We start from the raw sequence: 25,863 nt of genomic DNA on the forward strand, positions 1-25,863 counted from the left end.
TCATAACCTGGTTCTACAACCTGGTTATGACTCCTGTCCAGGAGGGTATAACTGAGTGGTGACGGATGCGGGCGAGACGGAGATGACCGAGGAGCAGGTCGAGCGGCTGTTCGCCGGGATGAACGAGGTCATCCGGGCGGGCGAGGAGATGCGCGCTCTGCGGGCCGAGATGATCCAGGCCTTCGCCGGCCTCGGCTGGACCCAGGAGCGGCTGGCCCGGCTCGCCGGGATGAGCCAGCCCGCCGTCTCCAAGCAGGTGGCCAAGGCCAGGACGGACGGGGCGGCGGGCGGAACGGGCGCGCCGGTGGACCTGTCGCTCGACCAGCTCGACCCGCCCTGGCTCGAAGGCCGGCTGTGGGGCCTGGCCGAAGAGGTCTCGGAGGCCCTGGGCGACACCGCCCACTGCTCCCGCCTGGTGAGCGCGCTGGCCCGCGGCCGGAAGCGGTTCACCCCGCGGAACGTGGACGCGCTGCGGCGGCTGGTGGAGGAGGACCTGAGGGAGCACGGCGCCGAGGCGCGCTTCAGGGCGTTCCGAGACTTCTACGACCGGATCGCCCGCGCCCTCGACGTCCCGACCGCGACGGACGGAACCCCTGCCGGACCGGCGGCCAGGCGCCGGGCGCTCGCCTGTCAGCTGCAACGGGTCCGGTTGCGGGAGGACTGATCCTCGTACGGCCGCGGAGCGATTGCCGCGAAGGGCGCGCAAGCCGACAATCGAGCCATGTTCAGCGGCGCGCATGTGATCCTCTACACCCAGGACGCGGAGGCGGACCGCGCCTTCCTCAGGGACGTGGTCGGCTTCGACCACGTCGACGCGGGCCGCGGCTGGCTCATCTTCAAGCTGCCACCGGCCGAGATCGCGGTGCACCCCACCGACGGGGAGCCGAAGAACGAGGTCTATCTGATGTGCGACGACGTCGCCGAGTCCCTGAAACGGCTGGAGGACCGGGGTGCCGAGGTCTCACGCCCCATCAGCGACCAGGGCTGGGGCCTGGTCTGCGCGGTGCGCCTGCCGAGCGGGACCGAACTGCCGCTCTACGAACCGCGCCACCCGGTCGCCCACGATCCGTCATCCCGCCCGTCACTCTGATGGCCTACCCCCTGGCGAGCCACATCTCATATCTGAGATAACGTGACGCCATGGCAGACGACTACCTCGTACGCATCGGCAAGCTCATCCGTGACGCCCGTCAGCACCGGGGCTGGACCCAGACCCAGCTGGCGGACGCGCTCGGCACCAGCCAGAGCGCCGTCAACCGGATCGAACGCGGTAACCAGAACATCAGCCTTGAGATGATCGCCCGCATCGGCGAGGCGCTGGACAGCGAGATCGTCTCTCTGGGTTACGCCGGCCCCATGCATCTGCGGGTCGTCGGCCGCCGCCGTCTCTCCGGCTCCATCGACGTCAAGACGAGCAAGAACGCCTGTGTCGCGCTGCTGTGCGCCTCGCTCCTCAACAAGGGCCGTACGGTGCTGCGCCGGGTCGCCCGCATCGAGGAGGTCTTCCGCCTCCTGGAGGTGCTCAACTCGATCGGCGTCCGCACCCGTTGGGTCAACGAGGGCGTCGACCTGGAGATCGTGCCGCCGGCCGAGCTGGACATGGAGGCCATCGACGCCGAGGCGGCCATCCGGACCCGCTCCATCATCATGTTCCTCGGCCCGCTGCTGCACCGCCTGGACCGCTTCAAGCTGCCGTACGCCGGCGGCTGCGACCTGGGCACCCGCACGATCGAGCCGCACATGATCGCGCTGCGCCGCTTCGGCCTCGACATCACCGCCACCGAGGGCCTCTACCACGCCCAGGTCGAGTCGTCCGTCGTCCCCGACCGCCCGATCGTCCTGACCGAGCGCGGCGACACGGTGACCGAGAACGCCCTGCTCGCGGCCGCCCGCCACGACGGCGTCACCGTCATCCGCAACGCCTCCTCCAACTACATGGTCCAGGACCTGTGCTTCTTCCTGGAGGCGCTGGGCGTACGGGTCGAGGGCATCGGCACCACCACGCTCACCGTGCACGGCATCCCGGACATCGACGTCGACGTCGACTACTCCCCCTCCGAGGACCCGGTCGAGGCGATGAGCCTGCTGGCCGCGGCGGTGGTCACGGAATCCGAACTGACCATCCGCCGGGTCCCGATCGAGTTCATGGAGATCGAGCTCGCGGTCCTGGAGGAGATGGGCCTCGACCACGACCGCTCCCCCGAATACCCGGCGGACAACGGCCGCACCCGCCTGGTCGACCTCACGGTCCGCCCCTCCAAGCTGGAGGCGCCGATCGACAAGATCCACCCGATGCCGTTCCCGGGCCTCAACATCGACAACGTCCCCTTCTTCGCGGCCATCGCGGCCACGGCCCAGGGCAAGACCCTGATCCACGACTGGGTCTACGACAACCGCGCCATCTACCTCACCGACCTCAACCGCCTCGGCGGCCGCCTCCAGCTCCTCGACCCCCACCGCGTCCTGGTCGAGGGCCCCACCCGCTGGCGCGCCGCCGAAATGATGTGCCCCCCGGCCCTCCGCCCCGCCGTGGTCGTCCTCCTCGCGATGATGGCCGCCGAGGGCACGTCGGTGCTGCGCAACGTGTACGTCATCAACCGGGGGTACGAGGACCTGGCGGAGCGACTGAACTCGGTGGGGGCGCAGATCGAGATCTTCCGGGACATCTGACCGGGCCCGTGATGTGAGGCCCCGTCACCCTGCCGGAGAGGCAGGGTGACGGGGCCCCGGTGTGCGGCGAGGTCGTCAGGAGCGCTGCCAGGTCACCGGGACCTTGACTTCGACGCCGCCGTTGCCGCCGTCGCCGCCGAAGCGGAGGGTGCCGCCGAGGGCGGCGACGGTGTCGCTCCAGCAGTTGATGTCGGTCAGGCGGATCTCCGGCATCTTGAGGGCGGAGCCGTCCACGACCGGGCGGAAGGGCTTGATGGCGGTCGCGTCCAGCTGGAGCTTGACGGGGAGGGCGGTGGTCCAGGCGCCGCCGGCCTGGGCGAAGCGGGTGGTGATCTCGTCGTCGGTCCGGACGCCCGTCTCCGGGTCCGTCCTCGGGGCGAAGGTCAGCTCGACCAGGGTCGCCTTGTTGCCGGTCGGGAGGGTTCCGGCGGGGACCATCGCGACGAAGGTGCCGGTGATCGGCTTCGAGTCCGCGGACCAGCACGGATGGGCGGTGTCCGGGATCCGGCCCGTGCTGGGGGTGGGGGTGGGGGTGGGGGTCGGCTCGCCCCCGCCCGTGGTCTCGCCACCGCCGTCGACGCCGCCGCTCGTCGTCCCGACGCTGCTCTCGCCCGTCGTCGTCCCCTCGCTGACCCCGACGCTCCCCCCGCCCGTGGTCTCGCCACCGCCGTCGACACCGCCGCTCGTCGTCTCGCCGGCGGTCTCCCCCGAGGTCGTCCCCACCGAGACGCCCACGGTGTCGCCGTCGACCGGTTCGACCGCCGCCGCCGCGCCGAGGCCCTCGGCGAGGCCGGTGCCGGAGGCCAGGAACACGGCGGTGGCGGCGACCGCCGTCGCCGCCACCGTCAGGGATATCGGACGGACCCACTGCTGTCTCGGCTGCTGTCTCAAGGGTGCCTGCTCTCGCTCGTCGTTCGGGCTTCCGTCGAACACTGTCTCGAACAGGAGGTGTTCAAACGGATACGAGCGGTGATCTGGGCCTCAGGCACCCGGCATCATCCCGCCGCCCTTCAGGCGCTCGATGTCGGAGGGGCGGACCTTGATGACGAAGAGGGCGATGAGCGCGCTCACGGCCGCGAAGACGGCGGCCGTGACGAAGCCCGCGGCGACGCCGGAGGTCAGGACCTGGTCGGCGTAGGGCGGAGGCAGCTCGCCGGTCCTCGCGAACTGGGCCTTCTCCAGCGGGCCCGCCTGGGAGAGGAAGGCGGGCACCTGCTTCTCCGCCTCGTTGCGGCTGTACGTGCCGAAGACGGTGACCAGGATGGACAGGCCCAGCGAACCGCCCACCTGCTGCGTGGCGTTGAGCAGGCCGGAGGCGGCGCCCGACTCCCGCTGCGGGACGTTCGACAGCGCCATGATGGTCAGCGAGACGAACATGAAGCCCATGCCGAAGCCGAACACGAGGATCGGTCCGAGGACGCTGCCCGCGTACGTGGAATGCACATCGGTCAGGGTCAGCCAGGCCAGACCGAGGGCGGCGAGCACCGACCCCGACACCATGAAGGGCTTCGGCCCGAACTTGGGCAGCAGAGCGGAAGTGAGGCCGGCGGCGACCGCGATGATCGCGCTGACCGGCAGGAACGCGAAGCCGGTGGCCAAGGGGCTGAAGGCGAGGACCTGCTGCACGAAGAGCGTCAGGAAGAAGAACATGCCGAAGATCGCCGCGGCCAGGCACAGCATGATGGCGTAGGTGCCCGAGCGGTTGCGGTCGGCGAACATGTGCAGGGGTGTGATGGGCTGCTGGGAGCGGTGTTCGATCGCGATGAACCCCGCCAGCAGCACGACCGCCGCCGCGAACGAGCCGATCGTGTAGGGGTCGCGCCAGCCTTCCTGCGAGGCCCGGATGAACCCGTACACCAGCGCCACCATGCCCAGCGTCGACGTGAGCGCGCCGGCGAGGTCGAAGTGGCCGGGGTGCCGCTCGGACTCCCGGACGTGCCGGGGGGTGAGGAAGGCGATCAGCACGGCGATGGGCACGTTGACGAAGAAGATCCAGCGCCAGTCGAGCCATTCGACGAGCATGCCGCCGGCGACCAGGCCGATCGCGCCGCCGCCCGCCGAGACCCCCGCGAACACGCCGAAGGCGCGGTTGCGTTCGGGCCCTTCCTCGAAGGTGCTGGTGATGAGGGACAGCGCGGTCGGTGACGCGATGGCGCCTCCGACGCCCTGGAGGGCTCGCGCGGCGAGGAGTTGCCACTCGGCCTGCGCCAACCCGCAGAAGAGGGAGGCGAGTCCGAAGAGCAGGACGCCGAAGACGAACACCCGCCGGCGGCCGAGGATGTCACCGAAGCGGCCGCCCAGGAGCAGCAGGCCTCCGAAGGTCAGCGTGTAGGCGTTGACGACCCAGGACAGACCGGTGGTCGAGAAGCCGAGCGAGCGCTGGATGTCCGGAAGCGCGATGTTCACGATGGTGATGTCGAGGACGACCATCAGCTGGCAGGAGGCGATGACGAACAGGGCGATGCCCTTGCCGTCGCCGCCTCGCTTGGGGGCCGTTGACTTCTGGGGGCTCGTCGGCCTGGATGTACTCATGGCGCATCGCGCCCTCACCTGTGGGAACCGTGGGCCGGTCAGTCCACCTTTCGACCGTAGACCCGGTCCCCACAGGTGACCAGTCGATCTTCACGGCGCTCAGCCGAGGCCGTTTCAGTCGACGACGGCGAAGCCGTCCAGCTCCACCAGGGCCTGTTCGTCCCACAGCCGTACGACACCGACGACGGCCATCGCCGGATAGTCCCGGCCCGCCGAACGGCGCCAGATGCGGCCGAGTTGGGGCGCGTGGCGGCGGTAGTCGGCGACGTCCGTGGCGTAGACGGTGACCCGCGCGAGGTCGGCGGGCGAGCCGCCGGCGTGGCGCAGCGCGGTGAGGAGGTTGGCGAGGGCCGTCTCGAACTGCTCGGGCAGGGTCTCCCCCACCACCTTCCCGTCCCGGTCGAGGCTGGTCTGGCCGGCGAGGAAGACGAGCCGGCTGCCGGTGGCGGTGACGGCGTGGCTGAAGCCGGTGGGCGGGGACAGCTCGGCGGGATTGTGCCGGTGCAGGCTCATGTCGCGGCTCCTGACGTGACGCCCGAGGTGGCTCCTGACGCGGGTGGGGGCGGGGGTGGGGGCGGGGACGGAGATGGGGCTGGGGCTGGGGATGCGGTTGAGGCCGGGGACGAGGGGGCGGAGCGCGGTGTGTGCGCCGCCCTGTAGAGCTCCTTCGCGATGATCGTGCGCTGCACCTCCGTCGCCCCCTCGTAGATGCGGGGTGCCCGCACCTCCCGGTAGAGGTGTTCCAGCAGGTGGCCGCGCTGCAGGGCGCGGGCACCGTGCAGCTGGACGGCGGCGTCGACGACGTACTGCGCGGTCTCGGTCGCGAACAGTTTCGCCATGGCGGCCCGGCGCGGTACGTCCGGGTCGCCGCGGTCGTACGCCTCCGCCGCCGCGTAGACGAGGAGCCGCGCCGCCTCGGTGCGGGTGGCCATCTCGGCGACCTGGTGGGCGACGGCCTGGAGGTCGGCGAGGACGCCGCCGAAGGCGGGCCGCGCGGCGGTGTGGGCGAGGGTGGCGTCGAGGGCGGCCTGCGCCATGCCGACGGCGAAGGCGCCGACGCTGGGCCGGAAGAGGTTGAGGGTGTTCATGGCGACCCGGAAGCCCTGCCCCGGCTCACCGAGCACGTCACCCGGCCCGACCGGCACCCCGTCGAAGACGAGGCTTCCGAGGGCGTGCGGGGCGAGCATGTCGAGGGCCGCTCCGGACAGCCCCGGGCGGCCCGCGGGGACGAGGAAGGCGGTGACGCCCCGGGCACCGGACCGGCCCGCGCCGGCGCCACCCGCCAGGCCGCCACCGCCCACTCCCGCGCCACCCGCCAGGTCGCCACCGCCCACTCCCGCGCCGCCCGCCAGGTCGCCACCGCCCCCGGCGGCGGCCCCCTCCCGGGCCTCGGTCCCGGCCGGCCGGCCGTCGGCCCTCGCCGATGCCGACCCGCCCTCGCCCTCCGCCGCCGCGCCCCTCTCGCCCGTCTCGCCCCTCTCGCCCGTCCGGGCGAACACGGTCATCACGTCCGCCTCGGGCGCGTTCGAGATCCAGCGCTTCTCGCCGTACAGGCGCCACCCGCCCGTCGCCGGGTCCGGAACGGCCTCGAGGGACAGCGCGGCGGCGTCGGAGCCCGCGCCCGGTTCGGAGAGGGCGAAGGCGGCGACGGCGCGGCCCGCGACGACCTCGGGGAGCCAGCGGGCGCGCTGGTCGTCGGTGCCGAAGGCGGCGATCGGGTGGGCGCCGAGGCCCTGGAGGGCGAGGGCCGTCTCGGCCTCCGTACAGGCGTGGGCGAGGGATTCGCGCATCAGGCACAGGTCGAGCGCGCCGGACTCGAAGAGGCGGGCCAGCAGGCCGTGCTCGCCGAGGGCGGCGACCAGGGGGCGGTTGACGCGGCCCGGCGGGCCCTTGTCGGCGAGCGGGCGCAGCTGGTCGGCGGCGAGCTCTCGCAGCCGTGCGCACCAGGCGATCTGTTCCGGATCGAGCGAGAATGCGGCCATGTGCGGTGGCCCTCTCTGGCGCCCCGCAGGCGCCGACGGCGGCTTCTATCGCGAACCGTTGACTGTCGTCACCATCACGATACGCTCGTTTGGCGACGGTCGACCCCACCCCGACGATCCCACCCGACAGGGGGACGGACGTATGGAGCTGACGCCCTCGGCCCACCTGGACACCTTCGCTCGCGATCATCTGCCGCCCGCGGAGCAGTGGCCCCGACTCCTCTTCGACCTGCCCTCCCTCGCCTATCCCGACCGGCTCAACTGCGGGGCCGAGCTGCTCGACCGCACGGTGGAACGGTTCGGCGCGGACCGCCCGGTGTTCCGTGACGGCGAGGGCGGTGTCTGGACGTACGGGGAGCTGCGCGAGCGGGTCGACCGGATCGCCCATGTCCTCGACGCCGACCTCGGCGTCCGCCCCGGCAACCGGGTGCTGCTGCGCGGCCCCACCACGCCCTGGCTCGCGGCCTGCTGGCTCGCCGTGATGAAGGCGGGCGCGGTCGCCGTCACCGTCCTCGCCCAGCAGCGGGCGCGGGAGCTGGCCGTGATGTGCGAGATGGCACGCGTCAGCCACGCCCTGTGCGACGTGCGCGCCGTCGACGAGCTGGTGAAGGCCGAGGTGCCCGGTCTGCGCGTCACCCCGTACGGCGGCGACGGGCCCGACGACCTGCTCAGCCTGGCCGCCGGCAGGCCGGAGCGGTACGAGGCGGTCCCGACCGCCGCCGACGACGTGGCGCTGATCGCCTTCACCTCCGGCACCACCGGGCGTCCCAAGGGCTGCATGCACTTCCACCGGGACGTGCTCGCCGTCGCCGACACCTTCTCCGCGCACGTCCTGCGTCCGGAGCCGGACGACGTGTTCGCCGGCTCCCCGCCGCTCGGCTTCACCTTCGGCCTGGGCGGGCTCGTCGTCTTCCCCCTGCGGGCCGGGGCGTCCGCGGTCCTCCTCGAACAGTCGGGACCCCAGCAGCTGCTCGCCGCGATCGAACGGCACCGGGTGTCGGTGCTCTTCACCGCGCCGACCGCCTACCGGGTGATGCTGGAGGAGCTCGACTCCCCCAAGCACGACGGCCGGCCCGGGCACGGCCCCGACCTGGGCTCGCTGCGCCGCTGTGTCTCGGCGGGCGAGCACCTTCCCGAGGCGACCTGGGAGGCCTGGCACAAGCGCACCGGACAGAAACTGATCAACGGCATCGGGGCGACCGAGCTGCTGCACATCTTCATCTCCGCCGCCGACGGCGAGATCCGGCCGGGGACCACGGGGCTGCCGGTGCCCGGCTGGCAGGCCCGGGTCGTCGGCCGCGACGGAGCGGGGCTCGTCGAGGTCCCGGACGGCGAGGAGGGCCTGCTCGCGGTCCGCGGCCCGGTCGGCTGCCGCTATCTCGCCGATCCGCGCCAGTCGGAGTACGTGCACGACGGATGGAACCTCACCGGGGACACGTACGTCCGCGAACCCGACGGCTACTTCCGCTATGTCGCCCGCGCCGACGACATGATCGTCTCGGCCGGCTACAACATCGCCGGTCCCCAGGTGGAGGAGGCACTGCTCGCCCATCCCGACGTCGTGGAGGCGGCGGTGGTCGGCCGGCCCGACGAGCTGCGCGGCCAGATCGTGGTGGCCTACGCGGTGGTACGGGACGGGGTGCCGCGCGACGCGGGCACGGCGACGGCGCTGCGGTCCTTCGTCCGGGCCCGGCTCGCCCCGTACAAGGCGCCCCGCGAGATCGTCTTCCTGGACGCGCTGCCCCGTACGGCGACGGGGAAGCTCCAGCGGTTCCGGCTGCGGGACGCCGAGGCCGGACCTCCCCCCGCGGGGCCCGGCGCCCTAAAGTGATCACGTGGCCGAGCAGCACACCCCTCGTTCCCTGATCGTCTCCCTGTACGGCGCGTACGGGCGGGCGCCGGACGGCGCGCCGCTTCCGGTCGCGGAGCTGATCCGGCTCCTCGGCGTGTTCGGCGTGGACGCGCCCTCGGTGCGCTCGTCCGTGTCCCGGCTGAAGCGCCGCGGCCTGCTGCTGCCCCGGCGCACGGCGGACGGCGCGGCCGGGTACGCGCTCTCCGACGACGCGCGGATGCTGCTCGACGACGGCGACCGCCGGATCTACGCCCGTACGGAGCCGGCCCTGTCGGACGGCTGGGTGCTCGCCGTCTTCTCCGTCCCCGAGGCCGAGCGGCACAAGCGCCATCTGCTGCGCTCGCGGCTGGCCCGGCTCGGCTTCGGCACGGCCGCGCCGGGCGTGTGGATCGCCCCGGCCCGCCTCCACGAGGAGACCCGCCACACCCTGGAGCGCCTGGACCTGGCCGCGTACGTGGACCTGTTCCGCGGCGACCACCTGGGCTTCGCGCCCACGGCGGACGCGGTGGCCCGGTGGTGGGACCTGCCGTCGATCGCCAAGCTGCACGAGGAGTTCCTGGACGCCCACGAGCCGGTGCTGCGCACCTGGTCGGCCGGCCCCGGCACGCCCGAGGAGGCCTACCGCGCCTATCTGCTCGCCCTCGACTCCTGGCGCCGGCTCCCGTACGCGGACCCGGTCCTGCCGCTCGAGCTCCTGCCGGAGAACTGGCCGGGCACGCGCTCGGCGGCGGTCTTCGCGGCGCTGCACGAGCTGCTGCACGCGCGGGGGGCGGAGTTCGTCCAGCCGCCGTACGGGGCGGGTGGCGGCCCCCTCACCTCGTGAGCGCCCCCACGACCTCCCGGTGGCAGCGGCTGTCCTGGTGGGCGACGCTGCCGGTGAGCCTCGGCGTCGCGTACGGCGCGAGCGCGCTGACCGCCCGGGCCCGTGCCTTCTGCGACGCGGCCTGGGAGCCGTCGCACCGGCTGGTCCACGTCGTCGAGCTGGTCCTGTTGGCGGGCGGCGCAGCGACTGCGGCGCTGCTGGCCGCGGTGGCCGCCCGCCGGGTGACCGCCGGAGCCTCGCGTCCGGTCCGGGCTTCCGCCCAACTGGCCTCGGTGCTCGCGGTGTCGGTGCTGCTCGCCTGGTGGTACGTGAGCGCGCGGGCGACCCCGGGCGGCTATCCGGGCGACTCCGGGCTCTGTCCGGCGAGCAATGTGCCGCCGTGGTGGCCGGTCTGGCTGCCGTCCTGACGCTCGGTACCCGGGATCGTGCCCCTCGCCCTCAGCCGTCCTTCCGGCCGGTCGGGGGGCGGCGGCTGCCGGCCCGGTAAGGGGCGGGCCAGGGGGCGGCGGGGCCCGTGTAGCCCTGTTCGGCGGCGGCGTGCAGGGTCCAGTGGGGGTCGTAGAGGTGGGGGCGTGCCAGGGCGCAGAGGTCGGCGCGGCCGGCGAGGAGCAGGGAGTTGACGTCGTCCCAGGAGGAGATGGCGCCCACCGCGATCACGGGCACGCCGAGGGCCGCGCGGATGCGGTCGGCGTACGGGGTCTGGTAGGAGCGGCCGTACTCGGGGCGCTCGTCGGGCACGACCTGCCCGGTGGAGACGTCGAGGGCGTCCGCGCCGTGGTCGGCGAAGGCGCGGGCGATCTCGACGGCGTCGTCGGCGGTGGTGCCGCCCTCGGCCCAGTCGGTGGCGGAGATGCGGACCGTCATGGGCCGGTCGGCCGGCCACACCTCCCGTACCGCGTCGAAGACTTCGAGGGGATAGCGCAGCCGACCGGCGAGATCGCCGCCGTAGGCGTCGGTGCGGTGGTTGGTCAGCGGGGAGAGGAAGCCGGAGAGCAGATAGCCGTGGGCGCAGTGGAGTTCCAGCAGGTCGAAGCCGGCCCGGGCGGCCCGTCGCGCCGCGGCGGTGAACTGCTCGCGTACGGCGGTGAGTCCGGCCCGGTCGAGGGCGTGCGGGGTCTGGTTGACGCCGGGGCGGTAGGGCAGCGGTGAGGCGGCGACGAGCGGCCAGTTGCCGGTCGGCAGGGGCTCGTCGATGCCCTCCCACATGAGGCGGGTGGAGCCCTTGCGCCCGGAGTGGCCGAGCTGGACGCCGAGGGCGGTGCCGGGGGCCTGCGCGTGGACGAAGTCGGTGATCCGCGTCCATGCCGCCGCCTGGGCGTCGTTCCACAGGCCGGTGCAGCCGGGCGTGATCCGGCCCTGTTCGCTGACGCAGACCATCTCGGTCATGACCAGGCCGGCGCCGCCGAGGGCCCGGGCGCCGAGGTGGACCAGGTGGAAGTCGCCGGGGACGCCGTCCTCGGCGACGTACATGTCCATGGGGGAGACGACGACCCGGTTGCGCAGGGTGAGGCCGCCGAGCCGGATGGGCGTGAACATCGGCGGGGTGCCGGGCGGGCAGCCGAACTCGGCCTCGACGGCGGCGGTGAAGCCGGGGTCGCGCAGCCGCAGGTTGTCGTGGGTGACGCGGCGGCTGCGGGTGAGCAGGTTGAAGGCGAACTGCCGTGACGGGCGGTCGAGTTGGCCGGCGAGCTCCTCGAACCAGCGCAGGCTCGCGGCGGCGGCCCGCTGGGTGGACTCGACGACGGGGCGGCGCTCGGCCTCGTAGGCGGACAATGCCTCGGCGAGGGTGGGGTGTTCATCGACGCGGGCGGCGAGGGCGACGGCGTCCTCGACGGCGAGTTTGGTGCCGGAGCCGATGGAGAAGTGCGCGGTGTGGGCGGCGTCGCCGAGCAGGACGACGTTGCCGTGGGACCAGCGGGCGTTGACGACCGTACGGAAGGCGGTCCAGGCGGACTTGTTGGAGCGCAGGGCGCGGCCGTGCAGCGCCTCCGAGAAGATCTTGGCGCAGCGGGCGGCGGACTCCGCCTCGTCGAGTTCGTCGAAACCGGCGGCCCGCCAGACCTCCTCGCGCATCTCGACGATGACGGTGGAGGAGCCGGGACGGACCCACGGCCCGGAGGACCCGAAGGACCCGGAGGGCCCGGAGGGCCCGGAGGCCGGCCGGCCGGGGCCGTCGGCTGCGGAGTGGGCGGACGAGTCGGCGGAGGAATCGGCGGAGGAATCGGCCGGGAGGGCGTACGGGTAGGCGTGCAGCTGCATCACGCCGTACTCGGTCTCGGCGATCTCGAAGCGGAAGGCGTCGAGGGCGAAGTCTGCCGCGAGCCAGATGTAGCGGCAGCGGTGGGTGGTGATCGTCGGCCGGAAGACGTCGGCGTGCGCCTCCCGGGTGCGGCTGTGCACGCCGTCGGCGGCGACGACGAGGTCGTGGGAGGCGGCGAGTTCGGCGGCGGGCGGGGCCTCAGCGCGGAAGCGGAGCCGTACGCCCAGGTCGGCGCAGCGCGCGTGCAGGACCTCCAGGAGCCGGCGGCGGCCGAGGGCGGCGAAGCCGTGACCGGTGGAGGTGAGCAGCCGGCCGCGGTGGACGATGTGGACGTCGTCCCAGTGGACGAGCTCGCGACGGAGCGCGGTGTGGACGGCCGGGTCGGCGTTCTCGATGCCGCCGAGGGTCTCGTCGGACAGGACGACGCCGAAGCCGAAGGTGTCGGTGGGTGCGTTGCGCTCCCAGACGGTGACCTCGCGCTCGGGGTCGCCTCGCTTCAGGAGGGCCGCGGCGTAGAGCCCGCCGGGGCCGCCGCCGATGACGGCGACCCGCAGCGGCCGCCGGGCCGGTGCCGGGGGGCGCACGGTCACCGCCCCCGCCATTTGGCGGGGCGCTTCTCGGTGAAGGCGGCGTGGAACTCGGCGTAGTCCTCGCCGTGCATGAGGAGGGCCTGGGTGGCGGCGTCCATCTCGACGGAGGCGGCCAGCGGCATGTCGAGCTCGGCGGTCAGCAGGGCCTTGGTCTGGGCGTGGGCGAGGGCGGGCCCCTCGGCCAGCCGGCGGGCCAGGGCGGCGGCCCGGGTGCCGGCGGCGCCCTCCTCGGTGAGCTCGCTGATCAGGCCGATGCGCTCGGCCTCCGCGGCGCCGACCGGATCGCCCAGCATCAGCAGCCGGGTCGCGTGGCCGAGTCCGACGACGCGGGGCAGCAGATAGGCGGCGCCCATGTCGCCGCCGGAGAGCCCGACCCGGGTGAACAGGAAGGCGAAGCGTGCGGTGGGGTCGGCGACCCGGAAGTCCGCGGCCAGGGCGAGGACCGCACCGGCGCCGGCGGCCACGCCGTGGACGGCCGCGATCACCGGGAACGGGCATTCGCGCAGGGCCCGGACGGTCTGGCCGGTCATCCGGTTGAAGTCGAGGAGCTGGGCGGTGTCCATGGACAGGGTGGCGCCGATGATCTCGTCGACGTCACCGCCCGAGCAGAAGCCGCGCCCCTCGCCGCCGAGGACGAGCGCGCGGACGGCCCGCTCCCTGGAGAGCTCGGCGAGCAGGTCGCGCAGGTCGGCGTAGGCGCCGAAGGTCAGGGCGTTCAGCTTCTCTGGGCGGGCGAGCGTGATCGTGGCGACCCCGTCGTCGACGGTGAGGCGCAGGTGCCGCCAGCGTTCGGTGCGGGTCGCGGAGCCGGTGAAGGGGCTCATCCGGGAGGACCTCCCTGTTGTGTGCACGTACGGGTACGGCATCACCACGAAGAGGGTATCACTGACATGTGACTGTCGTCACGAGTACGCGATAAGGGGCGCCCCTCTACGCCCCCACGCCCCCCACGCCCTCGAACCCGAACGGATCCCGCCGTGTTCGAAGTCTCAGGACCCGCATCCTGGCGCGTCGAGCTGCCGCACACCACGGCCGCCGTACCGATGGCCCGCGCCCTCGTCCGCACCGTCCTCACCGACCTCGCCGGCCTCGCCGCCATCGGCGAGAAGGGTGCGGAGAACGGTGCCGCCGACACCGACACGGCCGAGCTGCTCACCGCCGAGCTCGTCGCCAACGCCGTCGAGCACACTCCGGGCGACGGGCCCATCGAGCTCGTCGTGGAGCTGCTCCCGGCGTCCGGCGGCTGTCAGATCGAGGTCCACGACCCCCGGCCCGCGGCCCCCGGCGACCTGATCGGCCCGGGACCGGTCGCCCCGGTGGACCCCTGGCAGGAGCACGGCCGCGGACTGCTTCTGATCCGGGCCCTCAGCAGCGACTGCGGTCACCGTCCCACGCCGCACGGCAAGGCGGTCTGGTTCACCCTTCCCGCCGTGCCGGCGCAGCGGCGCCGGCCTCCGTCGTCGTGACCGGTGCGAGGACGGGCGGGACGGACGGGGCGGGCGACACGGGTGGGGCGGTGGGCAGGCCGGCCGGCTCGGCGTCCTCCTGTCCGAGGCGAGAGTTGCGGCGCCCGTAGAAGGTGTAGACGAGCGCGCCGACGGCCAGGAAGACCGCGAACTGCAGCCAGGTCGTCCAGCCGGTGCCCCAGATCAGATAGAGGCAGAAGCCGACGCCGAGCAGCGGGCTGAGCGGATAGAGCGGTACGCGGAAGGAGCGCGACAGCTCCGGGTCGCGCCGGCGCAGGGCGATCACCGCGATGTTCACCACGGCCATGATCGCGAGCGTGCCGATGGTGGTCAGGCCGACGACGGCGTCGAGCGACGAGAACGCGGCCGGGACCGCGAAGACGGCGGCCACGATCCAGGTGTTGGCCACCGGCGTGGCGCTCTTCGGCGAGACCCGCTCGAAGACGCCGGGCACGAGCCCGTCGCGGGACATCGACAGCAGGATGCGGGTCTGCCCGTACATCACGGCGAGCACGACGGAAGCGATGGCGACGACCGCGCCGAAGGCGATGATCCCGCCACCCACGGCCGAACCGGTCACCTGGTCGACGACGAGCGAGAGCGCGGCCGGCTTGCCCGCGACGGCGTCGCCGCCGAGCGCGCCGATCGCGGAGAGCGCGACCGCGCCGTAGAGCAGGGTCGCCACGCCGATGCAGATGAGGATGGCCAGCGGGATGGTGCGCCGCGGGTTCTTCACCTCCTCGCCGGCGGTGGTGATGGCGTCGAAGCCGATGTACGAGAAGAAGGCGACGGAGGCGCCCGCGGTGATCCCGGCGACGCCGTGGCCTGCGAACGGCGACAGGTTGCCGTCCCGGAAGGCGCTGAAGCCGATGGCGCAGAAGACGACCAGGATCCCGATCTTCAGCACCGCCATGGCAGCGGTCGCCCGGGCGCTCTCGCGCACCCCGCGGACGAGGAGCGCGGCGGCGAGCAGGATGACGACCACCGCGGGCAGGTTGACCACCCCGCCGTCGGCGGGCCCGGCGGAGAGCGCGGCGGGCAGCTGCCATCCGACGAGGCTGTCGAGGAGCTCGTTCAGGTACTGGCTCCAGCCGACCGCGACGGCGGAGACGGACACGCCGTACTCCAGGAGCAGGCACCAGCCGACGAGGAAGGCGACGCGCTCGCCGAGGCTCGCGTAGGCGAAGGAGTACGAGGAGCCGGAGACCGGGATCGCACCGCCGAGCTCCGCGAAGGAGAAGGCGGTGAAGATGCAGGTGATCGCGGCGAGGACGAAGGAGAGCACCACGGCGGGGCCCGCCTCGGCGACGCTGTCGGAGAGGCCGACGAAGATGCCGGTGCCGACGATCGCGCCGATGCCGAAGCACACGAGCTGGAACAGGCCCATGGTGCGCTTGAGGCCGTGGCCTTCGAGGTCGGCGCCGGACTCGGCGATCAGCCGTTGCGGGGACTTGATCCGCGGGGCGGACGGGGACATGCGGGGGCTCATCTCTGGTCGTGCATGCGAGAGGGGGGCCCGGGTGCGCAGGACGCACACCCGAACCCCCCTGAACCCGTCGATCGTAAGCCGCACGGCGCATATTCACCCAATCGGGCGTATTGCTATCGCGAGGGGGAGGGAGCGGTCCGGTGGGGGGTGGTGTACCGCGCCAGCTCCCAGGGGTCGTGCGCGGAGAAGACCTCCACCCGGTCACCGTGGTCGCGGATCAGCTCGCGCAACCGGGCCTGGGTGCCGAGCCGCAGGTCACGGTGGACCTCGGAGCCGGTCTGGACGACGTCGAGGACGGGGTGCGGTTCCTTCGCGTCCTCCAGCTCGCGGTGGTAGTAGTACGCGTCGCCGCAGTGCAGGAGCCACCGGTCGCCGTCGCGCACGGCGATCCCGGTGTGCCCGGCGGTGTGGCCGCCGAGCGGGACCAGCCGGAACCCGTGCGGCAGGCCGTCCGGCCGTACGGCGGTGAAGCCGAACCAGTCCTCTGCGGGAGCGGTGAGGGTGCCGGCCGGTTCGTGGTCGTAGGTGACCCAGTCGGGGCCGTGGGCCCAGTGGGCCGCGCGGTAGCGGCCGCCCGTCACGTCCGCGCGGGCCGCGGCGAGCTCGTCGGCGAGGACGTGCACCCGGGCGCCGGGGAAGTCGGGGAGGCCGCCGCAGTGGTCGACGTCCAGGTGGGTCACGAGGATGTGGCGCACGTCGGCCGGGTCGTGGCCCAGCCGGGCGACCTGCCGGACGGCCGTCTCCTCCTCGTCGAGGACCGGCTCGGCCATCGCGATCCAGTCGGCGCCGAGCGTGGCCTCCGGATCCCGGACGTCGCCGAGGCCGAGACCGGTCTCGACCAGGACCAGGCCGTGGGCGTCGGTCTCGACGAGCAGACAGTGGTTGACGGCGGGTGCGGGATCGGGTCCTTCGTAGGTGGCCTCGATCGTCCGCACCGAGCCGCAGTTCAGGTGATGGATCTTCATGACCGATAGGCTGCGACTTGAACCGCGCTTCAAGTCAAGGAGCGCCCGTCGAGGAGGAAGCCCGAATGTCCGCGCCGACGGAGGCGGGTGAACCGCTGCTGGACATCGGGGAGGTGGCGCAGCGGTCCGGCCTCGCGCCCTCCGCACTGCGGTTCTACGAGAAGAAGGGCCTGATCGAGGCCGCCGGACGCAACGGGCTCCGCCGCGCGTACCGCCCGGAGGTACTGGAACGCCTGGCCTTGATCACCTGCGCGCGCGGCGCCGGGCTCTCGATCGCCGAGATCCACCGCTTTCTGGTGGCGCGGCCCTCCGACGCGGACCTGCGCGCGCGGATGACCGCCCGGGCCGAGGCCCTCGACGAGCAGATCGGCCGCCTCACACGGCTCCGCGACAGCATGCGGCACGCGGCCGTGTGCACACACGCACCGATCGTCGACTGCCCCGACTTCAAGCGGGCCGTCGGCGGCGTGCCGACGGCCCTCTCGCCGACCGCGCCCCCGGCCCCGGCCCTGCAGCCGTAAGCGCGGACGGGACGGAGGAGCCCGGTCAGGCCACGGCGTCGCCCATGGTGGCGACCATGACCGCCTTGATGGTGTGCATGCGGTTCTCGGCCTCGTCGAAGACGACCGAGTGCGCCGATTCGAAGACCTCGTCGGAGACCTCCAGCTCGGTGAGCCCGTGCCGGGCGTGGATCTCGCGGCCGACGGCGGTGCCGAGGTCGTGGAAGGCGGGCAGGCAGTGCAGGAACTTCACGTCCGGGTTGCCGGTGGCCCGGATGACGTCCATGGTCACCGCGTACGGGCCGAGGGCGGCGATCCGCTCGTCCCAGACCTCCTTGGGCTCGCCCATCGACACCCACACGTCCGTGGCGACGAAGTCCGCGCCCCGCACGCCCTCGGCGACGTCCTCGGTGAGGGTGATCGTCGCACCGCTGGTCTCGGCGAGCCGGTGCGCCTCGGCGACCACGGCCTCAACGGGCCAGTACGCCTTCGGGGCCACGATCCGGACGTCCATGCCGAGCAGGGCGCCGGTGATCAGGTAGGAGTTGCCCATGTTGAAGCGGGCGTCGCCGAGGTAGGCGAAGGTCGTCCCGTCGAGCGGCTTGTCGCTGTGCTCGGTCATGGTGAGGACGTCGGCGAGCATCTGGGTGGGGTGCCAGTCGTCGGTGAGCCCGTTGAAGACGGGCACGCCGGCGAAGGCGGCCAGCTCCTCGACCGCCGCCTGGCTGTCGCCCCGGTACTCGATGCCGTCGAACATCCGGCCGAGCACGCGCGCGGTGTCCTTGACCGACTCCTTGTGACCCATCTGGGAGCCGGACGGGTCGAGGAACGTGGTGGAGGCGCCCTGGTCGGCGGCGGCGACCTCGAAGGCGCAGCGGGTGCGGGTCGAGGTCTTCTCGAAGATCAGGGCGATGTTCCGGCCCCGCAGCCGCTGCACCTCCGTACCGGCCTTCTTGGCCGCCTTGAGCTCGGCGGCGAGCGCGATCAGGCCGCGGAACTCCTCGGCGGTGAAATCCAGCTCCTTGAGGAAGTGGCGGCCGATGAGGTCGGTGGCCATGAGCCCTCCTGGGTTACGGTCGGGACGACGGACAGGCCCCCCGAGCGGGGACCTTGGAAGTCTATACGTAAGCCAGCATTCTTATACAGCCCCTCTCGCCGTCCCCCGCCGGCCGCCGCCCGGCCTCCGCGTCAGACCGCGTCCCGCTCCACGGGGCAGCTCATACAGCGCGGCCCGCCCCTCCCCCGGCCCAGCTCGCTCCCGGGGATCTCGATCACCTCGATGCCCTGCTTGCGCAGATGCGTGTTCGTCGTGACGTTGCGCTCGTACGCGACCACCACCCCCGGCTCCACGGCGAGCACGTTGCACCCGTCGTCCCACTGCTCCCGCTCCGCCGCGTGGACGTCCTGGGTGGCGGTCAGCACCCGGATGTCCTGGAGGCCGAGGGCCGCGGCGATGGCGCTGTGCATCTGCTCCGGCGGATGGTCCGTCACCCGCAGGGACTGGCCCTCGTCGCCCGGTTCGATCGTGTACGAGCGGAGCATGCCGAGCCCCGCGTACTGGGTGAAGGTGTCCTGGTCCACCATCGTCATCACCGTGTCCAGGTGCATGAACGCCCGGCGCTTCGGCATGTCGAGCGCGATGATCGTGCGCGCGGAACCGGCCGCGAACATGCCGCGGGCCAGCATCTCCACGGCCTGCGGGGTGGTGCGCTCGCTCATGCCGATGAGCACGGCGCCGTTGCCGATGACGAGGACGTCACCGCCCTCGATCGTCGACGGGTAGTCGGACTGCCCCTCCGACCAGTGGTGGAAGCCGCCCGCCTGCGCGCCGGTGAAGAGGGGGTGGTGCTTGTAGATCGCCTCGAAGTGGACGGTCTCGCGCTGCCGCGCCGGCCACCGCATCGCGTTGATCGACACCCCGTCGTAGATCCAGGCGGAGGTGTCCCGGGTGAAGAGGTGGTTCGGCAGCGGGCCGAGGACGAACTCGTCCAGGTCCAGGGCGTGGAAGCGGACGGAGGTCGGCTCGCGGTGGGACGCCAGGAACTCCCGCTTCGTCATCCCGCCGACCAGCGCCTCCGCCAGGGCGGCGGCGTCGAGCGAGTCGAAGGCGGCCCGCAGGTGGTCGGCGGCCAGCGGACCGTACTCCTTCTCGTGGAAGACCCGGTCGAGCACCATCGCGCGCGCCGCCGGCACTTCCATGGCCTCGCGCAGGAGGTCCCCGAAGAGGTGGACCGCGACCCCGCGGTCCCGCAGGACGTCCGCGAAGCCGTCGTGCTCCTGGCGGGCCCGGCGCACCCACAGCACGTCGTCGAAGAGGAGGGCGTCCTTGTTGGTCGGGGTGAGCCGCTTCAGCTCCAGATCGGGGCGGTGCAGGATGACGCGGCGAAGCCGCCCGGTCTCGGAATCGACATGGAATCCCATGCGCCCATCCTGACGGAGCGGGGCGGCCCGCGCACCGTCCTCGCCCCCGCCGCCCGACCGCCACCCCACCGCCGCCCGACCATCGCCCGACCATCGCCCGACCGCCGCCCGACCATCGCCCGACCATCGCCCGACCGCCGCCCGCCCCCGCTCCTACGGAGCCGTCACAGCCGGGGGTCGACCGGCTCCGACTCCAGGGCGAGGACCGCGAACACGGCCTCGTGGACCCGCCACAGCGGCTCCCCCGCCGCCAGCCGGTCGAGCGCCTCGAGCCCGAGCGCGTACTCCCGCAGCGCCAGCGAGCGCTTGTGGCCGAGGAACCGGCCCCGCAGTCGCTCCAGGTTGTCCGGGCGGGTGTACTCGGGGCCGTAGATGATCCGCAGGTACTCCCGGCCGCGCACCTTCACGCCCGGCTGTACGGGGCGACCGCGGCCGTCCCGCACCAGGGCCGCGAGCGGCTTGACGACCATGCCCTCGCCGCCCGCCGCGGTGAGTTCCCGCCACCACTCGACTCCGGCCCGTACGGACGCCTCGTCGGCGGGGTCGACCACCAGCCTCCGGGTGACCTGGAGCAGCCCCGTCGGATCGTGCTCGACCAGCCGGTCCAGCCAGGCCAGCTGCTCGTCGTGCGGTACGGCGGCCAGCGAGCGCCCGCGCGCCGCGAGCACCTGGAACGGCGCGAACCGCACTCCCTCAAGCCCCTCGGTGGGCCAGCAGTAGCGCCGGTACGCGTCCGTGAACGCCGCCGCGTCCGCCGCCCGCTCCCGCTGTCGGCCGAGGAGCCCGTCGAGACCGGACACGCCTCGCGCGGCGGCCTGTTCGAGCGCCCCCAGCGCGCCGGGGAACACCGCGCGGGAGGCCGCGCCGACCGCCGCGTACTGGGAACGCAGCAGACCGGTCGACTTCAGCGACCACGGCATCAGCTCGCCGTCGAACAGCAGCCAGTCCGTGTCGAGCTCCTCCCACAGCCCGGCGGCGTCGATCGCCGCCCGCAGCCGCGCCAGGACCTGCTCGGTGGTCTCCCGGTCGTCGAAGAACGGGCGCCCGGTGCGGGTGTACAGGGCGCCGGTCACGTCCTCCGTCACCCCGGCCCCCTCGGTGCCGGCCCCTGGGGCGGCACCGGTCACGCCGAATCGTTCCGCCGCCACCTTCGCGTCCCGGCAGACCAGCGCGACGGCCCGCGAACCCATGTGCTTCTCCTCGCACACGACCCGCTCGACCCCGTCCGCCGCGTACTGCGCGAACGCCTCGGCCGGGTGCTCCAGATAGCCCTCCACCTTCGACGTCGCGGTCGGTGCCATCGTCGGCGGCAGATAGGCGAGCAGCCGCGGATCGACCGCGAACCGGCTCATGACCTCCAGCGCGGCCGCAGCGTTCTCCTCGCGCACCGCCAGATTGCCCATCAGCCGGGTCTCCACGATCCGCCGTCCGTGCACGTCGGCGAGATCGAGGGGGCGGCCCTGGTGCCCGCCCGGCGCCTCGGAGGCGAGCGGCCTGGCCGGCTCGTACCAGACCCGCTCGGCCGGTACGTCGACGAGCTCGCGCTCCGGCCAGCGCAGCGCGGTCATCCTCCCGCCGAACACCGCACCGGTGTCCAGGCAGATGGTGTTGTTGATCCAGGACGTGGTCGGCACCGGCGTGTGTCCGTAGACGACGGTGGCCCGGCCCCGGTACTCCTCCGCCCACGGATAGCGCACCGGCAGCCCGAACTCGTCGGTCTCCCCGGTCGTGTCCCCGTACAGCGCGTGCGAGCGCACCCGTCCCGACGTACGGCCGTGGTACTTCTCCGGCAGACCGGCGTGACAGACCACCAGCCGGCCCTCGTCGAGGACGTAGTGGCTGACCAGTCCGTCGATGAACCGCGCCACCTCGGCGCGGAACTCCTCCGGCTCCCGCTCCAGCTGCTCGATCGTCTCGGCGAGACCGTGCGTCTGCTGCACCTTGCGTCCGCGCAGCCAGCGTCCCAGCTTGTTCTCGTGGTTGCCGGGCACGCACAGCGCGTCCCCGGCGGCCACCATGCCCATGACGCGGCGCAGCACCCCCGGGCTGTCCGGACCGCGGTCGACCAGGTCGCCGACGAAGACGGCCGTGCGGCCCTCCGGGTGGTGGCCGTCGACGTAGCCCAGCTTGCCGAGCAGGGTCTCCAGCTCGGAACGGCAGCCGTGGATGTCACCGATGATGTCGAAGGGACCGGTGAGGTGACGCAGGTCGTTGAACCGCTTCTCCAGGACGACCTCGGCCGCCTCCACCTCCGCCACGCTGCGCAGCACGTGCACCTTGCGGAAGCCCTCGCGCTCCAGGCCGCGCAGCGAGCGGCGCAGCTCACGGCGGTGCCGCTGGATGACGTGGCGGGGCAGGTGAGCCCGGTCGGGCCGGGCCGCGTTGCGCTCGGCGCACACGTCCTCGGGCAGGTCGAGGACGATCGCGATGGGCAGCACGTCGTGCTCGCGGGCGAGCTGGACCAGCTGGCGGCGCGCCTCGCGCTGCACGCTGGTGGCGTCGACGACGGTCAGCCGGCCGGCCGCGAGCCGCTTGCCCGCGATGTAGTGGAGGACGTCGAAGGCGTCCTTGCTGGCGCTCTGGTCGTTCTCGTCGTCGGCGACGAGCCCGCGGCAGAAGTCCGAGGAGACGATCTCGGTCGGCTTGAAGTGCCGCCGCGCGAAGGTGGACTTGCCGGACCCGGTCGCGCCGATCAGGACCACGAGGGAGAGGTCGGTCACGGGCAGCGTACGGGGGGCGTTTCGGTTCGCCTCGATGGTCCCGGTCGTCTCGGTGCTCTCGGTGCTGTCGGTGGTCTCGGTGCTGTCGGTCATGCCGCGTCCTCCTTCGGGGTCTCGTCGGTACGGGTCTGGTCGGTACGGGTCTGGTCGGTACGGGTCTGCTCGGTGCCGGTCTCGTCGGTGCCGGTCTCGTCGGTACGGGTGAAGACGGCCATCTGCGTGGGCGCACCGACCTCGGGGTCGTCCGGGCCGACGGGAGTGAAGGCCACGTCGTAGCCGTACCGTCCGGCGACGTCGGCGGCCCACACCCGGAACTCCCCGCGGGTCCATTCGAAGCGGTGGTCGTGGTGCCGGACGTGACCGGCCGGCAGCGACTCCCAGCGCACGTTGTACTCGACGTTCGGCGTCGTCACCACGACCGTCCGGGGTCGCGCCGAACCGAACACCGCGTATTCGAGCGCGGGCAGCCTCGGCAGGTCCAGGTGCTCGATGACCTCGCTGAGCACCGCCGCGTCGTAGCCGGTCAGCCGCTTGTCCGTGTACGTGAGCGAGCCCTGGAGCAGGCTCACCCGGGCGGCCTGCCGCTCGCCCATCCGGTCCAGGCGCAGCCGGCGGGCGGCCACCGACAGGGCGCGCGCCGACACGTCGACGCCGACGATCTCGGTGAACCGCACGTCCTTCAGCAGCGCCTGCACCAACTGGCCCTGTCCGCAGCCCAGGTCGAGCACCCGGGCCGCGTCGGCGGCGCGCAGTGCGCCGAGGATCGCCTCGCGGCGCCGCTCGGCGAGCGGAACGGGCCGCTCCTCGGTGTCGGTGGCCTCGTCGACCGCGTTGTCGACGTCCTCGACGTCCAGGCCGTCCGCCTCGGCGAGACGCACCAGCTCCAGACGCTCCGTCGCCTCGCGGGTCAGGCCCCAGCGGCGCGACAGGTAGCGGCTGGTGATCAGCTTCTGCTCGGGGTGGTCGGCGAGCCAGCCGTCACCGGCCCGCAGCAGCTTGTCGACCTCGTCCGGCGCGACCCAGTAGTGCTTGGCGTCGTCGAGCACCGGCAGCAGCACGTAGAGCTGGTTGAGCGCGTCGGCCAGCCGCAGCTCGCCCTCCAGGACGAGCCGCACATAGCGCGAGTCGCCCCACTCGGGGAACTCCGGGTCGAGCGCGACCGGCTCCGCCACCACGCTCGTCCAGCCCAGCGGGCCGAACAGCCGGGCCACGAGCTCCGCCCCGCCGCGCGCGGGCAGCGCGGGGACCTCGATCCGCAGCGGCATCACGGCGGCGGCCCGCTCGGGCATCGCCGCACATGTGCCGTGCAGCGCGCTCTTGAACACCCGGGCGAGCGCGACCGCGAGGAGCGACGAGGCCGCGTACGGGCGGTCGTTCACATACTGGGCGAGCGCCGCGTCCGGTGCCCCGCCGCGCCCCTTGCCCCTGCCCCGCCGGACGAGCGCCACGGGGTCCACCTCGAGCAGCAGCGCGGCCGTGCACCGCTCCGCGCTCGCCTCGGGGTAGAGGACGTGCGCGGTGCCGTGCGAGGTCGAGAACGCCTGCGCCTTGCCGGGATGCTTGTGGAGCAGAAAGCCCAGGTCGGTGGCGGGTTTCTCGGCGGTGCCGGTGGTGCTGATCGTCAGGAACATGCGCTCAAGGATGACCTGCCCCGCCGTCACCGGACAACGCATTTCAGGGGCGCCGGTCCCTGGCTCCGGCCTGACGCACTCCGGCCTTACTCCTTCAGCGTTCCGGCCAGGGTCTCGATCGCGCCGGGGCCGACCCGGCAGCAGCCGCCGATCAGGCGGGCGCCCGCGGTGCGCCAGGCGGCGGTCGTGGCCGGGTCGAAGGTGGCGCCGCCGTGCCAGCCGCGGGCACCGGCGTCCCACTGCTCACCGCTGTTGGGGTAGACGACGACCGGCTTGCCGGTCACCGCGGCGGCGATCTCCGCGGCCGGCCCGGCGTCGGCCGGATCGCAGCAGTTGACGCCGACCGCGACGACCTGGTCGAGACCGGCGGCGAGTCCGAAGGCGTCCTCCAGGCGCTGCCCGGCCCGGGTGTGCCGGCCGTCGACCGTGTACGAGAGCCAGACCGGCACCCCGCATCCCTCGACGGCCCGCAGCAGCCCTTCGGCCTCGTCGGCGTCGGGCACCGTCTCCAGGGCCAGGACGTCGGGGCCGGCCTCGGCGAGCACCTCGATCCGCGGCCGGTGGAACCGCTCGAGCTCGGCCACCGACAGCCCGTACCGGCCCCGGTACTCGCTGCCGTCCGCGAGCATCGCCCCGTACGGCCCGACGGAGGCCGCGACCCAGATCTCCCGCTCCGACCGCTCGCCCGCCGCCCGGGCGAGTTCCACGCTGCGCGCCAGCAGCCGGGCCGCCTCCGCCCGGTCCGTCCCGCGCCGGGCGAAGCCCTCGAAGGTGGCCTGGTAGCTGGAGGTGATCAGCACCTGGGCACCGGCCCGCGCGTAGGCCGCGTGGGCCGCCTCGATCTGCTCGGGCGCGTCGGCGAGCATCCGGGCGGACCAGAGGGCGTCGGAGAGGTCGCAGCCCTGCGCCTCCAGCTGGTTGGAGAGCCCGCCGTCGAGGACGAGCACCTCTTCCGCGAGTGCGGCGGCGAGCGTGCGGTCGGGTTTCATCGGGTCACCCCAGCTGCGTCTGGACCTGTGCGGAGATCAGCTCCAGGTGGTCCAGATCGTCCAGGTCGAGGACCTGGAGGTAGATCCGGGTGGAGCCCAGTGCACCGTACCTGCCGATCTTGTCCACGACCTCGGCGGGTGAGCCCGCGAGTCCGTTGGCCTTGAGCTCGTCCACGTCCCGCCCGATGGCCGTCGCCCGGCGGGCGACCTCCGCGTCGTCCCGGCCCACGCACACCACGAGCGCGTTGGAGTACACCAGCGCGTCGGCCGATCGCCCGGCCTCCGCCGCCGCGGCCCGCACCCGGCCGAACTGCCGCTCGGTCTCCTCCAGCGACGCGAACGGGATGTTGAACTCGTCGGCGAAGCGGGCCGCGAGCCTGGGCGTACGGCTCGCGCCGTGCCCGCCGACGAGCACGGGGATCCGCTCCTGGGCCGGCTTGGGCAGCGCGGGCGAGTCGGCCAGCTGGTAGTACTCCCCCTCGTACGAGAACGTCTTGCCGACCTCGGTGCCCCACAGCCCGGTGACGATCTCCAGCTGCTCCTCCAGGCGCCCGAACTTCTCCTTGGGGAAGGGGATTCCGTACGCCCGGTGCTCCTCCTCGAACCACCCCGCGCCCAGGCCGAGTTCGATCCGTCCGCCCGACATCCGGTCGACCTGGGCGACCTGGATGGCCAGGACGCCGGGGAGCCGGAAGGTGCCGGCCGTCATCAGCGTGCCGAGCCGGATCCGCCGGGTCTCCCGGGCGAGACCGGCCAGCGTGATCCACGCGTCCGTGGGGCCGGGCAGCCCGTCGGCGGAGCCCATGCGGAGATAGTGGTCGGAGCGGAAGAAGGCGTCGAATCCGAGCTCCTCCGTGGCCTTGGCGACCTTGAGCAGGGTGTCGTAGTCCGCCCCTTGCTGGGGTTCCGTGAAGATTCGAAGATCCATGCCTCCATCCTGCACCTTCGGTGCGCGTCAACCATTTCGTCAGCG

22 protein-coding genes are annotated in these 25,863 nt (G+C 73.0%); 8 read left to right on the plus strand and 14 right to left on the minus strand.

Annotation, left to right across the window (positions count from 1 at the left end; genetic code table 11):
• Positions 1 to 58 precede the first annotated feature (58 nt).
• Genes ACFY7C_RS07840 through ACFY7C_RS07850 form a run of 3 tightly spaced genes read left to right on the plus strand, consistent with a single transcriptional unit; the run spans position 59 to position 2,670 of the window.
• Positions 59 to 664 carry a sigma-70 family RNA polymerase sigma factor gene (locus ACFY7C_RS07840; RefSeq protein ID WP_389645323.1) on the plus strand — a complete coding sequence of 202 codons (606 nt, stop codon included), beginning with the start codon at positions 59 to 61 and terminating at the stop codon, positions 662 to 664.
• Positions 665 to 721: 57 nt separating this feature from the next.
• A complete protein-coding gene (locus ACFY7C_RS07845) occupies positions 722 to 1,090 on the plus strand; it encodes a VOC family protein (protein ID WP_389645326.1) in 369 nt (122 codons plus the stop codon).
• A gap of 50 nt (positions 1,091 to 1,140) precedes the next feature.
• Positions 1,141 to 2,670: a helix-turn-helix domain-containing protein gene (locus tag ACFY7C_RS07850; protein ID WP_389645329.1), complete on the plus strand. Its 1,530-nt coding sequence runs from the start codon at positions 1,141 to 1,143 to the stop codon at positions 2,668 to 2,670.
• Between the two features lie 75 nt (positions 2,671 to 2,745).
• Here the strand turns inward: ACFY7C_RS07850 and ACFY7C_RS07855 are convergent, their stop codons facing one another.
• The 4 genes from ACFY7C_RS07855 to ACFY7C_RS07870 form a co-directional block, all read right to left on the minus strand.
• Positions 2,746 to 3,561, minus strand: coding sequence for a hypothetical protein (locus ACFY7C_RS07855; protein WP_389645332.1), 816 nt, complete (start codon positions 3,559 to 3,561; stop codon positions 2,746 to 2,748).
• Positions 3,562 to 3,651: 90 nt separating this feature from the next.
• Positions 3,652 to 5,202: an MFS transporter gene (locus tag ACFY7C_RS07860; protein WP_389645335.1), complete on the minus strand. Its 1,551-nt coding sequence runs from the start codon at positions 5,200 to 5,202 to the stop codon at positions 3,652 to 3,654.
• A 114-nt stretch (positions 5,203 to 5,316) separates the two neighbouring features.
• On the minus strand, positions 5,317 to 5,715 hold the full coding sequence (locus ACFY7C_RS07865) for a RidA family protein (RefSeq protein ID WP_389645338.1): 399 nt from the start codon (positions 5,713 to 5,715) through the stop codon (positions 5,317 to 5,319).
• A complete protein-coding gene (locus ACFY7C_RS07870) occupies positions 5,712 to 7,184 on the minus strand; it encodes an acyl-CoA dehydrogenase family protein (RefSeq protein ID WP_389645341.1) in 1,473 nt (490 codons plus the stop codon). The genes ACFY7C_RS07865 and ACFY7C_RS07870 overlap by 4 nt, the downstream gene beginning before the upstream one ends.
• Positions 7,185 to 7,326: 142 nt before the next feature.
• Between ACFY7C_RS07870 and ACFY7C_RS07875 the strand changes: the two genes are divergently transcribed.
• The 3 genes from ACFY7C_RS07875 to ACFY7C_RS07885 are packed head-to-tail and all read left to right on the plus strand — an operon-like array spanning position 7,327 to position 10,266.
• Positions 7,327 to 9,015: an AMP-binding protein gene (locus ACFY7C_RS07875; RefSeq protein ID WP_389645344.1), complete on the plus strand. Its 1,689-nt coding sequence runs from the start codon at positions 7,327 to 7,329 to the stop codon at positions 9,013 to 9,015.
• Positions 9,016 to 9,019: 4 nt separating this feature from the next.
• Entirely contained in the window at positions 9,020 to 9,859 is an 840-nt protein-coding gene (locus ACFY7C_RS07880; protein WP_389645347.1) for a PaaX family transcriptional regulator C-terminal domain-containing protein, read from the plus strand.
• Entirely contained in the window at positions 9,856 to 10,266 is a 411-nt protein-coding gene (locus ACFY7C_RS07885) for a hypothetical protein (RefSeq protein WP_389645350.1), read from the plus strand. The genes ACFY7C_RS07880 and ACFY7C_RS07885 overlap by 4 nt, the downstream gene beginning before the upstream one ends.
• 31 nt (positions 10,267 to 10,297) lie before the next feature.
• Here ACFY7C_RS07885 and ACFY7C_RS07890 read toward each other — a convergent pair whose 3' ends face one another.
• Positions 10,298 to 12,721, minus strand: a complete 2,424-nt coding sequence (locus tag ACFY7C_RS07890) for an FAD-dependent monooxygenase (RefSeq protein ID WP_389645352.1) — start codon at positions 12,719 to 12,721, stop codon at positions 10,298 to 10,300.
• On the minus strand, positions 12,706 to 13,533 hold the full coding sequence (locus ACFY7C_RS07895) for an enoyl-CoA hydratase family protein (RefSeq protein WP_356691129.1): 828 nt from the start codon (positions 13,531 to 13,533) through the stop codon (positions 12,706 to 12,708). The genes ACFY7C_RS07890 and ACFY7C_RS07895 overlap by 16 nt, the downstream gene beginning before the upstream one ends.
• A 153-nt stretch (positions 13,534 to 13,686) precedes the next feature.
• Here ACFY7C_RS07895 and ACFY7C_RS07900 point away from each other — a divergent pair, with 153 nt between their 5' ends.
• Positions 13,687 to 14,175 carry an ATP-binding protein gene (locus ACFY7C_RS07900; RefSeq protein WP_389645355.1) on the plus strand — a complete coding sequence of 163 codons (489 nt, stop codon included), beginning with the start codon at positions 13,687 to 13,689 and terminating at the stop codon, positions 14,173 to 14,175.
• Here ACFY7C_RS07900 and ACFY7C_RS07905 read toward each other — a convergent pair.
• Together ACFY7C_RS07905 and ACFY7C_RS07910 are read right to left on the minus strand one after the other, a co-directional pair.
• Entirely contained in the window at positions 14,126 to 15,664 is a 1,539-nt protein-coding gene (locus ACFY7C_RS07905) for an amino acid permease (RefSeq protein ID WP_389645358.1), read from the minus strand. The genes ACFY7C_RS07900 and ACFY7C_RS07905 overlap by 50 nt on opposite strands.
• 113 nt (positions 15,665 to 15,777) lie before the next feature.
• Positions 15,778 to 16,629 carry an MBL fold metallo-hydrolase gene (locus ACFY7C_RS07910; protein ID WP_389645361.1) on the minus strand — a complete coding sequence of 284 codons (852 nt, stop codon included), beginning with the start codon at positions 16,627 to 16,629 and terminating at the stop codon, positions 15,778 to 15,780.
• A 65-nt stretch (positions 16,630 to 16,694) separates the two neighbouring features.
• On the opposite strand from ACFY7C_RS07910, the gene ACFY7C_RS07915 reads away from it, so the two are divergent.
• Entirely contained in the window at positions 16,695 to 17,150 is a 456-nt protein-coding gene (locus ACFY7C_RS07915; RefSeq protein ID WP_389645365.1) for a MerR family transcriptional regulator, read from the plus strand.
• Positions 17,151 to 17,175: 25 nt separating this feature from the next.
• Here ACFY7C_RS07915 and argF read toward each other — a convergent pair whose 3' ends face one another.
• The 6 genes from argF to ACFY7C_RS07945 form a co-directional block, all read right to left on the minus strand.
• Positions 17,176 to 18,186 carry an ornithine carbamoyltransferase gene (argF, locus tag ACFY7C_RS07920; protein ID WP_389645368.1) on the minus strand — a complete coding sequence of 337 codons (1,011 nt, stop codon included), beginning with the start codon at positions 18,184 to 18,186 and terminating at the stop codon, positions 17,176 to 17,178.
• A gap of 131 nt (positions 18,187 to 18,317) precedes the next feature.
• Positions 18,318 to 19,550: an arginine deiminase gene (locus ACFY7C_RS07925; RefSeq protein WP_389645371.1), complete on the minus strand. Its 1,233-nt coding sequence runs from the start codon at positions 19,548 to 19,550 to the stop codon at positions 18,318 to 18,320.
• Positions 19,551 to 19,714: 164 nt separating this feature from the next.
• Positions 19,715 to 22,363, minus strand: coding sequence for a polynucleotide kinase-phosphatase (locus tag ACFY7C_RS07930; RefSeq protein ID WP_389645373.1), 2,649 nt, complete (start codon positions 22,361 to 22,363; stop codon positions 19,715 to 19,717).
• A complete protein-coding gene (locus tag ACFY7C_RS07935) occupies positions 22,360 to 23,901 on the minus strand; it encodes a 3' terminal RNA ribose 2'-O-methyltransferase Hen1 (RefSeq protein ID WP_389645376.1) in 1,542 nt (513 codons plus the stop codon). The genes ACFY7C_RS07930 and ACFY7C_RS07935 overlap by 4 nt, the downstream gene beginning before the upstream one ends.
• 86 nt (positions 23,902 to 23,987) lie before the next feature.
• A complete protein-coding gene (gene mmuM, locus ACFY7C_RS07940) occupies positions 23,988 to 24,890 on the minus strand; it encodes a homocysteine S-methyltransferase (protein WP_389645379.1) in 903 nt (300 codons plus the stop codon).
• A 4-nt stretch (positions 24,891 to 24,894) separates the two neighbouring features.
• The gene (locus tag ACFY7C_RS07945) at positions 24,895 to 25,818 is read right to left on the minus strand and encodes an LLM class F420-dependent oxidoreductase (protein WP_389645382.1); all 924 of its coding nucleotides are present in this window, start codon (positions 25,816 to 25,818) and stop codon (positions 24,895 to 24,897) included.
• Between the last annotated feature and the right edge of the window lie 45 nt (positions 25,819 to 25,863).

This window comes from Streptomyces sp. NPDC012769 (assembly GCF_042901205.1).
Lineage (GTDB): Bacteria > Actinomycetota > Actinomycetes > Streptomycetales > Streptomycetaceae > Streptomyces.

What these genes read in the sequence shown, in the direction of transcription:
- ACFY7C_RS07845 (WP_389645326.1), top strand. Translation starts at nt 722, where the DNA reads ATGTTCAGCGGCGCGCATGTGATCCTCTACACCCAGGACGCGGAGGCG.
- ACFY7C_RS07850 (WP_389645329.1), top strand. Translation starts at nt 1,141, where the DNA reads ATGGCAGACGACTACCTCGTACGCATCGGCAAGCTCATCCGTGACGCC.
- ACFY7C_RS07860 (WP_389645335.1), bottom strand. Translation starts at nt 5,202, where the DNA reads ATGAGTACATCCAGGCCGACGAGCCCCCAGAAGTCAACGGCCCCCAAG.
- ACFY7C_RS07865 (WP_389645338.1), bottom strand. Translation starts at nt 5,715, where the DNA reads ATGAGCCTGCACCGGCACAATCCCGCCGAGCTGTCCCCGCCCACCGGC.
- ACFY7C_RS07870 (WP_389645341.1), bottom strand. Translation starts at nt 7,184, where the DNA reads ATGGCCGCATTCTCGCTCGATCCGGAACAGATCGCCTGGTGCGCACGG.
- ACFY7C_RS07875 (WP_389645344.1), top strand. Translation starts at nt 7,327, where the DNA reads ATGGAGCTGACGCCCTCGGCCCACCTGGACACCTTCGCTCGCGATCAT.
- ACFY7C_RS07890 (WP_389645352.1), bottom strand. Translation starts at nt 12,721, where the DNA reads ATGGCGGGGGCGGTGACCGTGCGCCCCCCGGCACCGGCCCGGCGGCCG.
- ACFY7C_RS07895 (WP_356691129.1), bottom strand. Translation starts at nt 13,533, where the DNA reads ATGAGCCCCTTCACCGGCTCCGCGACCCGCACCGAACGCTGGCGGCAC.
- ACFY7C_RS07905 (WP_389645358.1), bottom strand. Translation starts at nt 15,664, where the DNA reads ATGAGCCCCCGCATGTCCCCGTCCGCCCCGCGGATCAAGTCCCCGCAA.
- ACFY7C_RS07910 (WP_389645361.1), bottom strand. Translation starts at nt 16,629, where the DNA reads ATGAAGATCCATCACCTGAACTGCGGCTCGGTGCGGACGATCGAGGCC.
- ACFY7C_RS07915 (WP_389645365.1), top strand. Translation starts at nt 16,695, where the DNA reads ATGTCCGCGCCGACGGAGGCGGGTGAACCGCTGCTGGACATCGGGGAG.
- argF (WP_389645368.1), bottom strand. Translation starts at nt 18,186, where the DNA reads ATGGCCACCGACCTCATCGGCCGCCACTTCCTCAAGGAGCTGGATTTC.
- ACFY7C_RS07925 (WP_389645371.1), bottom strand. Translation starts at nt 19,550, where the DNA reads ATGGGATTCCATGTCGATTCCGAGACCGGGCGGCTTCGCCGCGTCATC.
- ACFY7C_RS07930 (WP_389645373.1), bottom strand. Translation starts at nt 22,363, where the DNA reads ATGACCGACAGCACCGAGACCACCGACAGCACCGAGAGCACCGAGACG.
- ACFY7C_RS07935 (WP_389645376.1), bottom strand. Translation starts at nt 23,901, where the DNA reads ATGTTCCTGACGATCAGCACCACCGGCACCGCCGAGAAACCCGCCACC.
- mmuM (WP_389645379.1), bottom strand. Translation starts at nt 24,890, where the DNA reads ATGAAACCCGACCGCACGCTCGCCGCCGCACTCGCGGAAGAGGTGCTC.
- ACFY7C_RS07945 (WP_389645382.1), bottom strand. Translation starts at nt 25,818, where the DNA reads ATGGATCTTCGAATCTTCACGGAACCCCAGCAAGGGGCGGACTACGAC.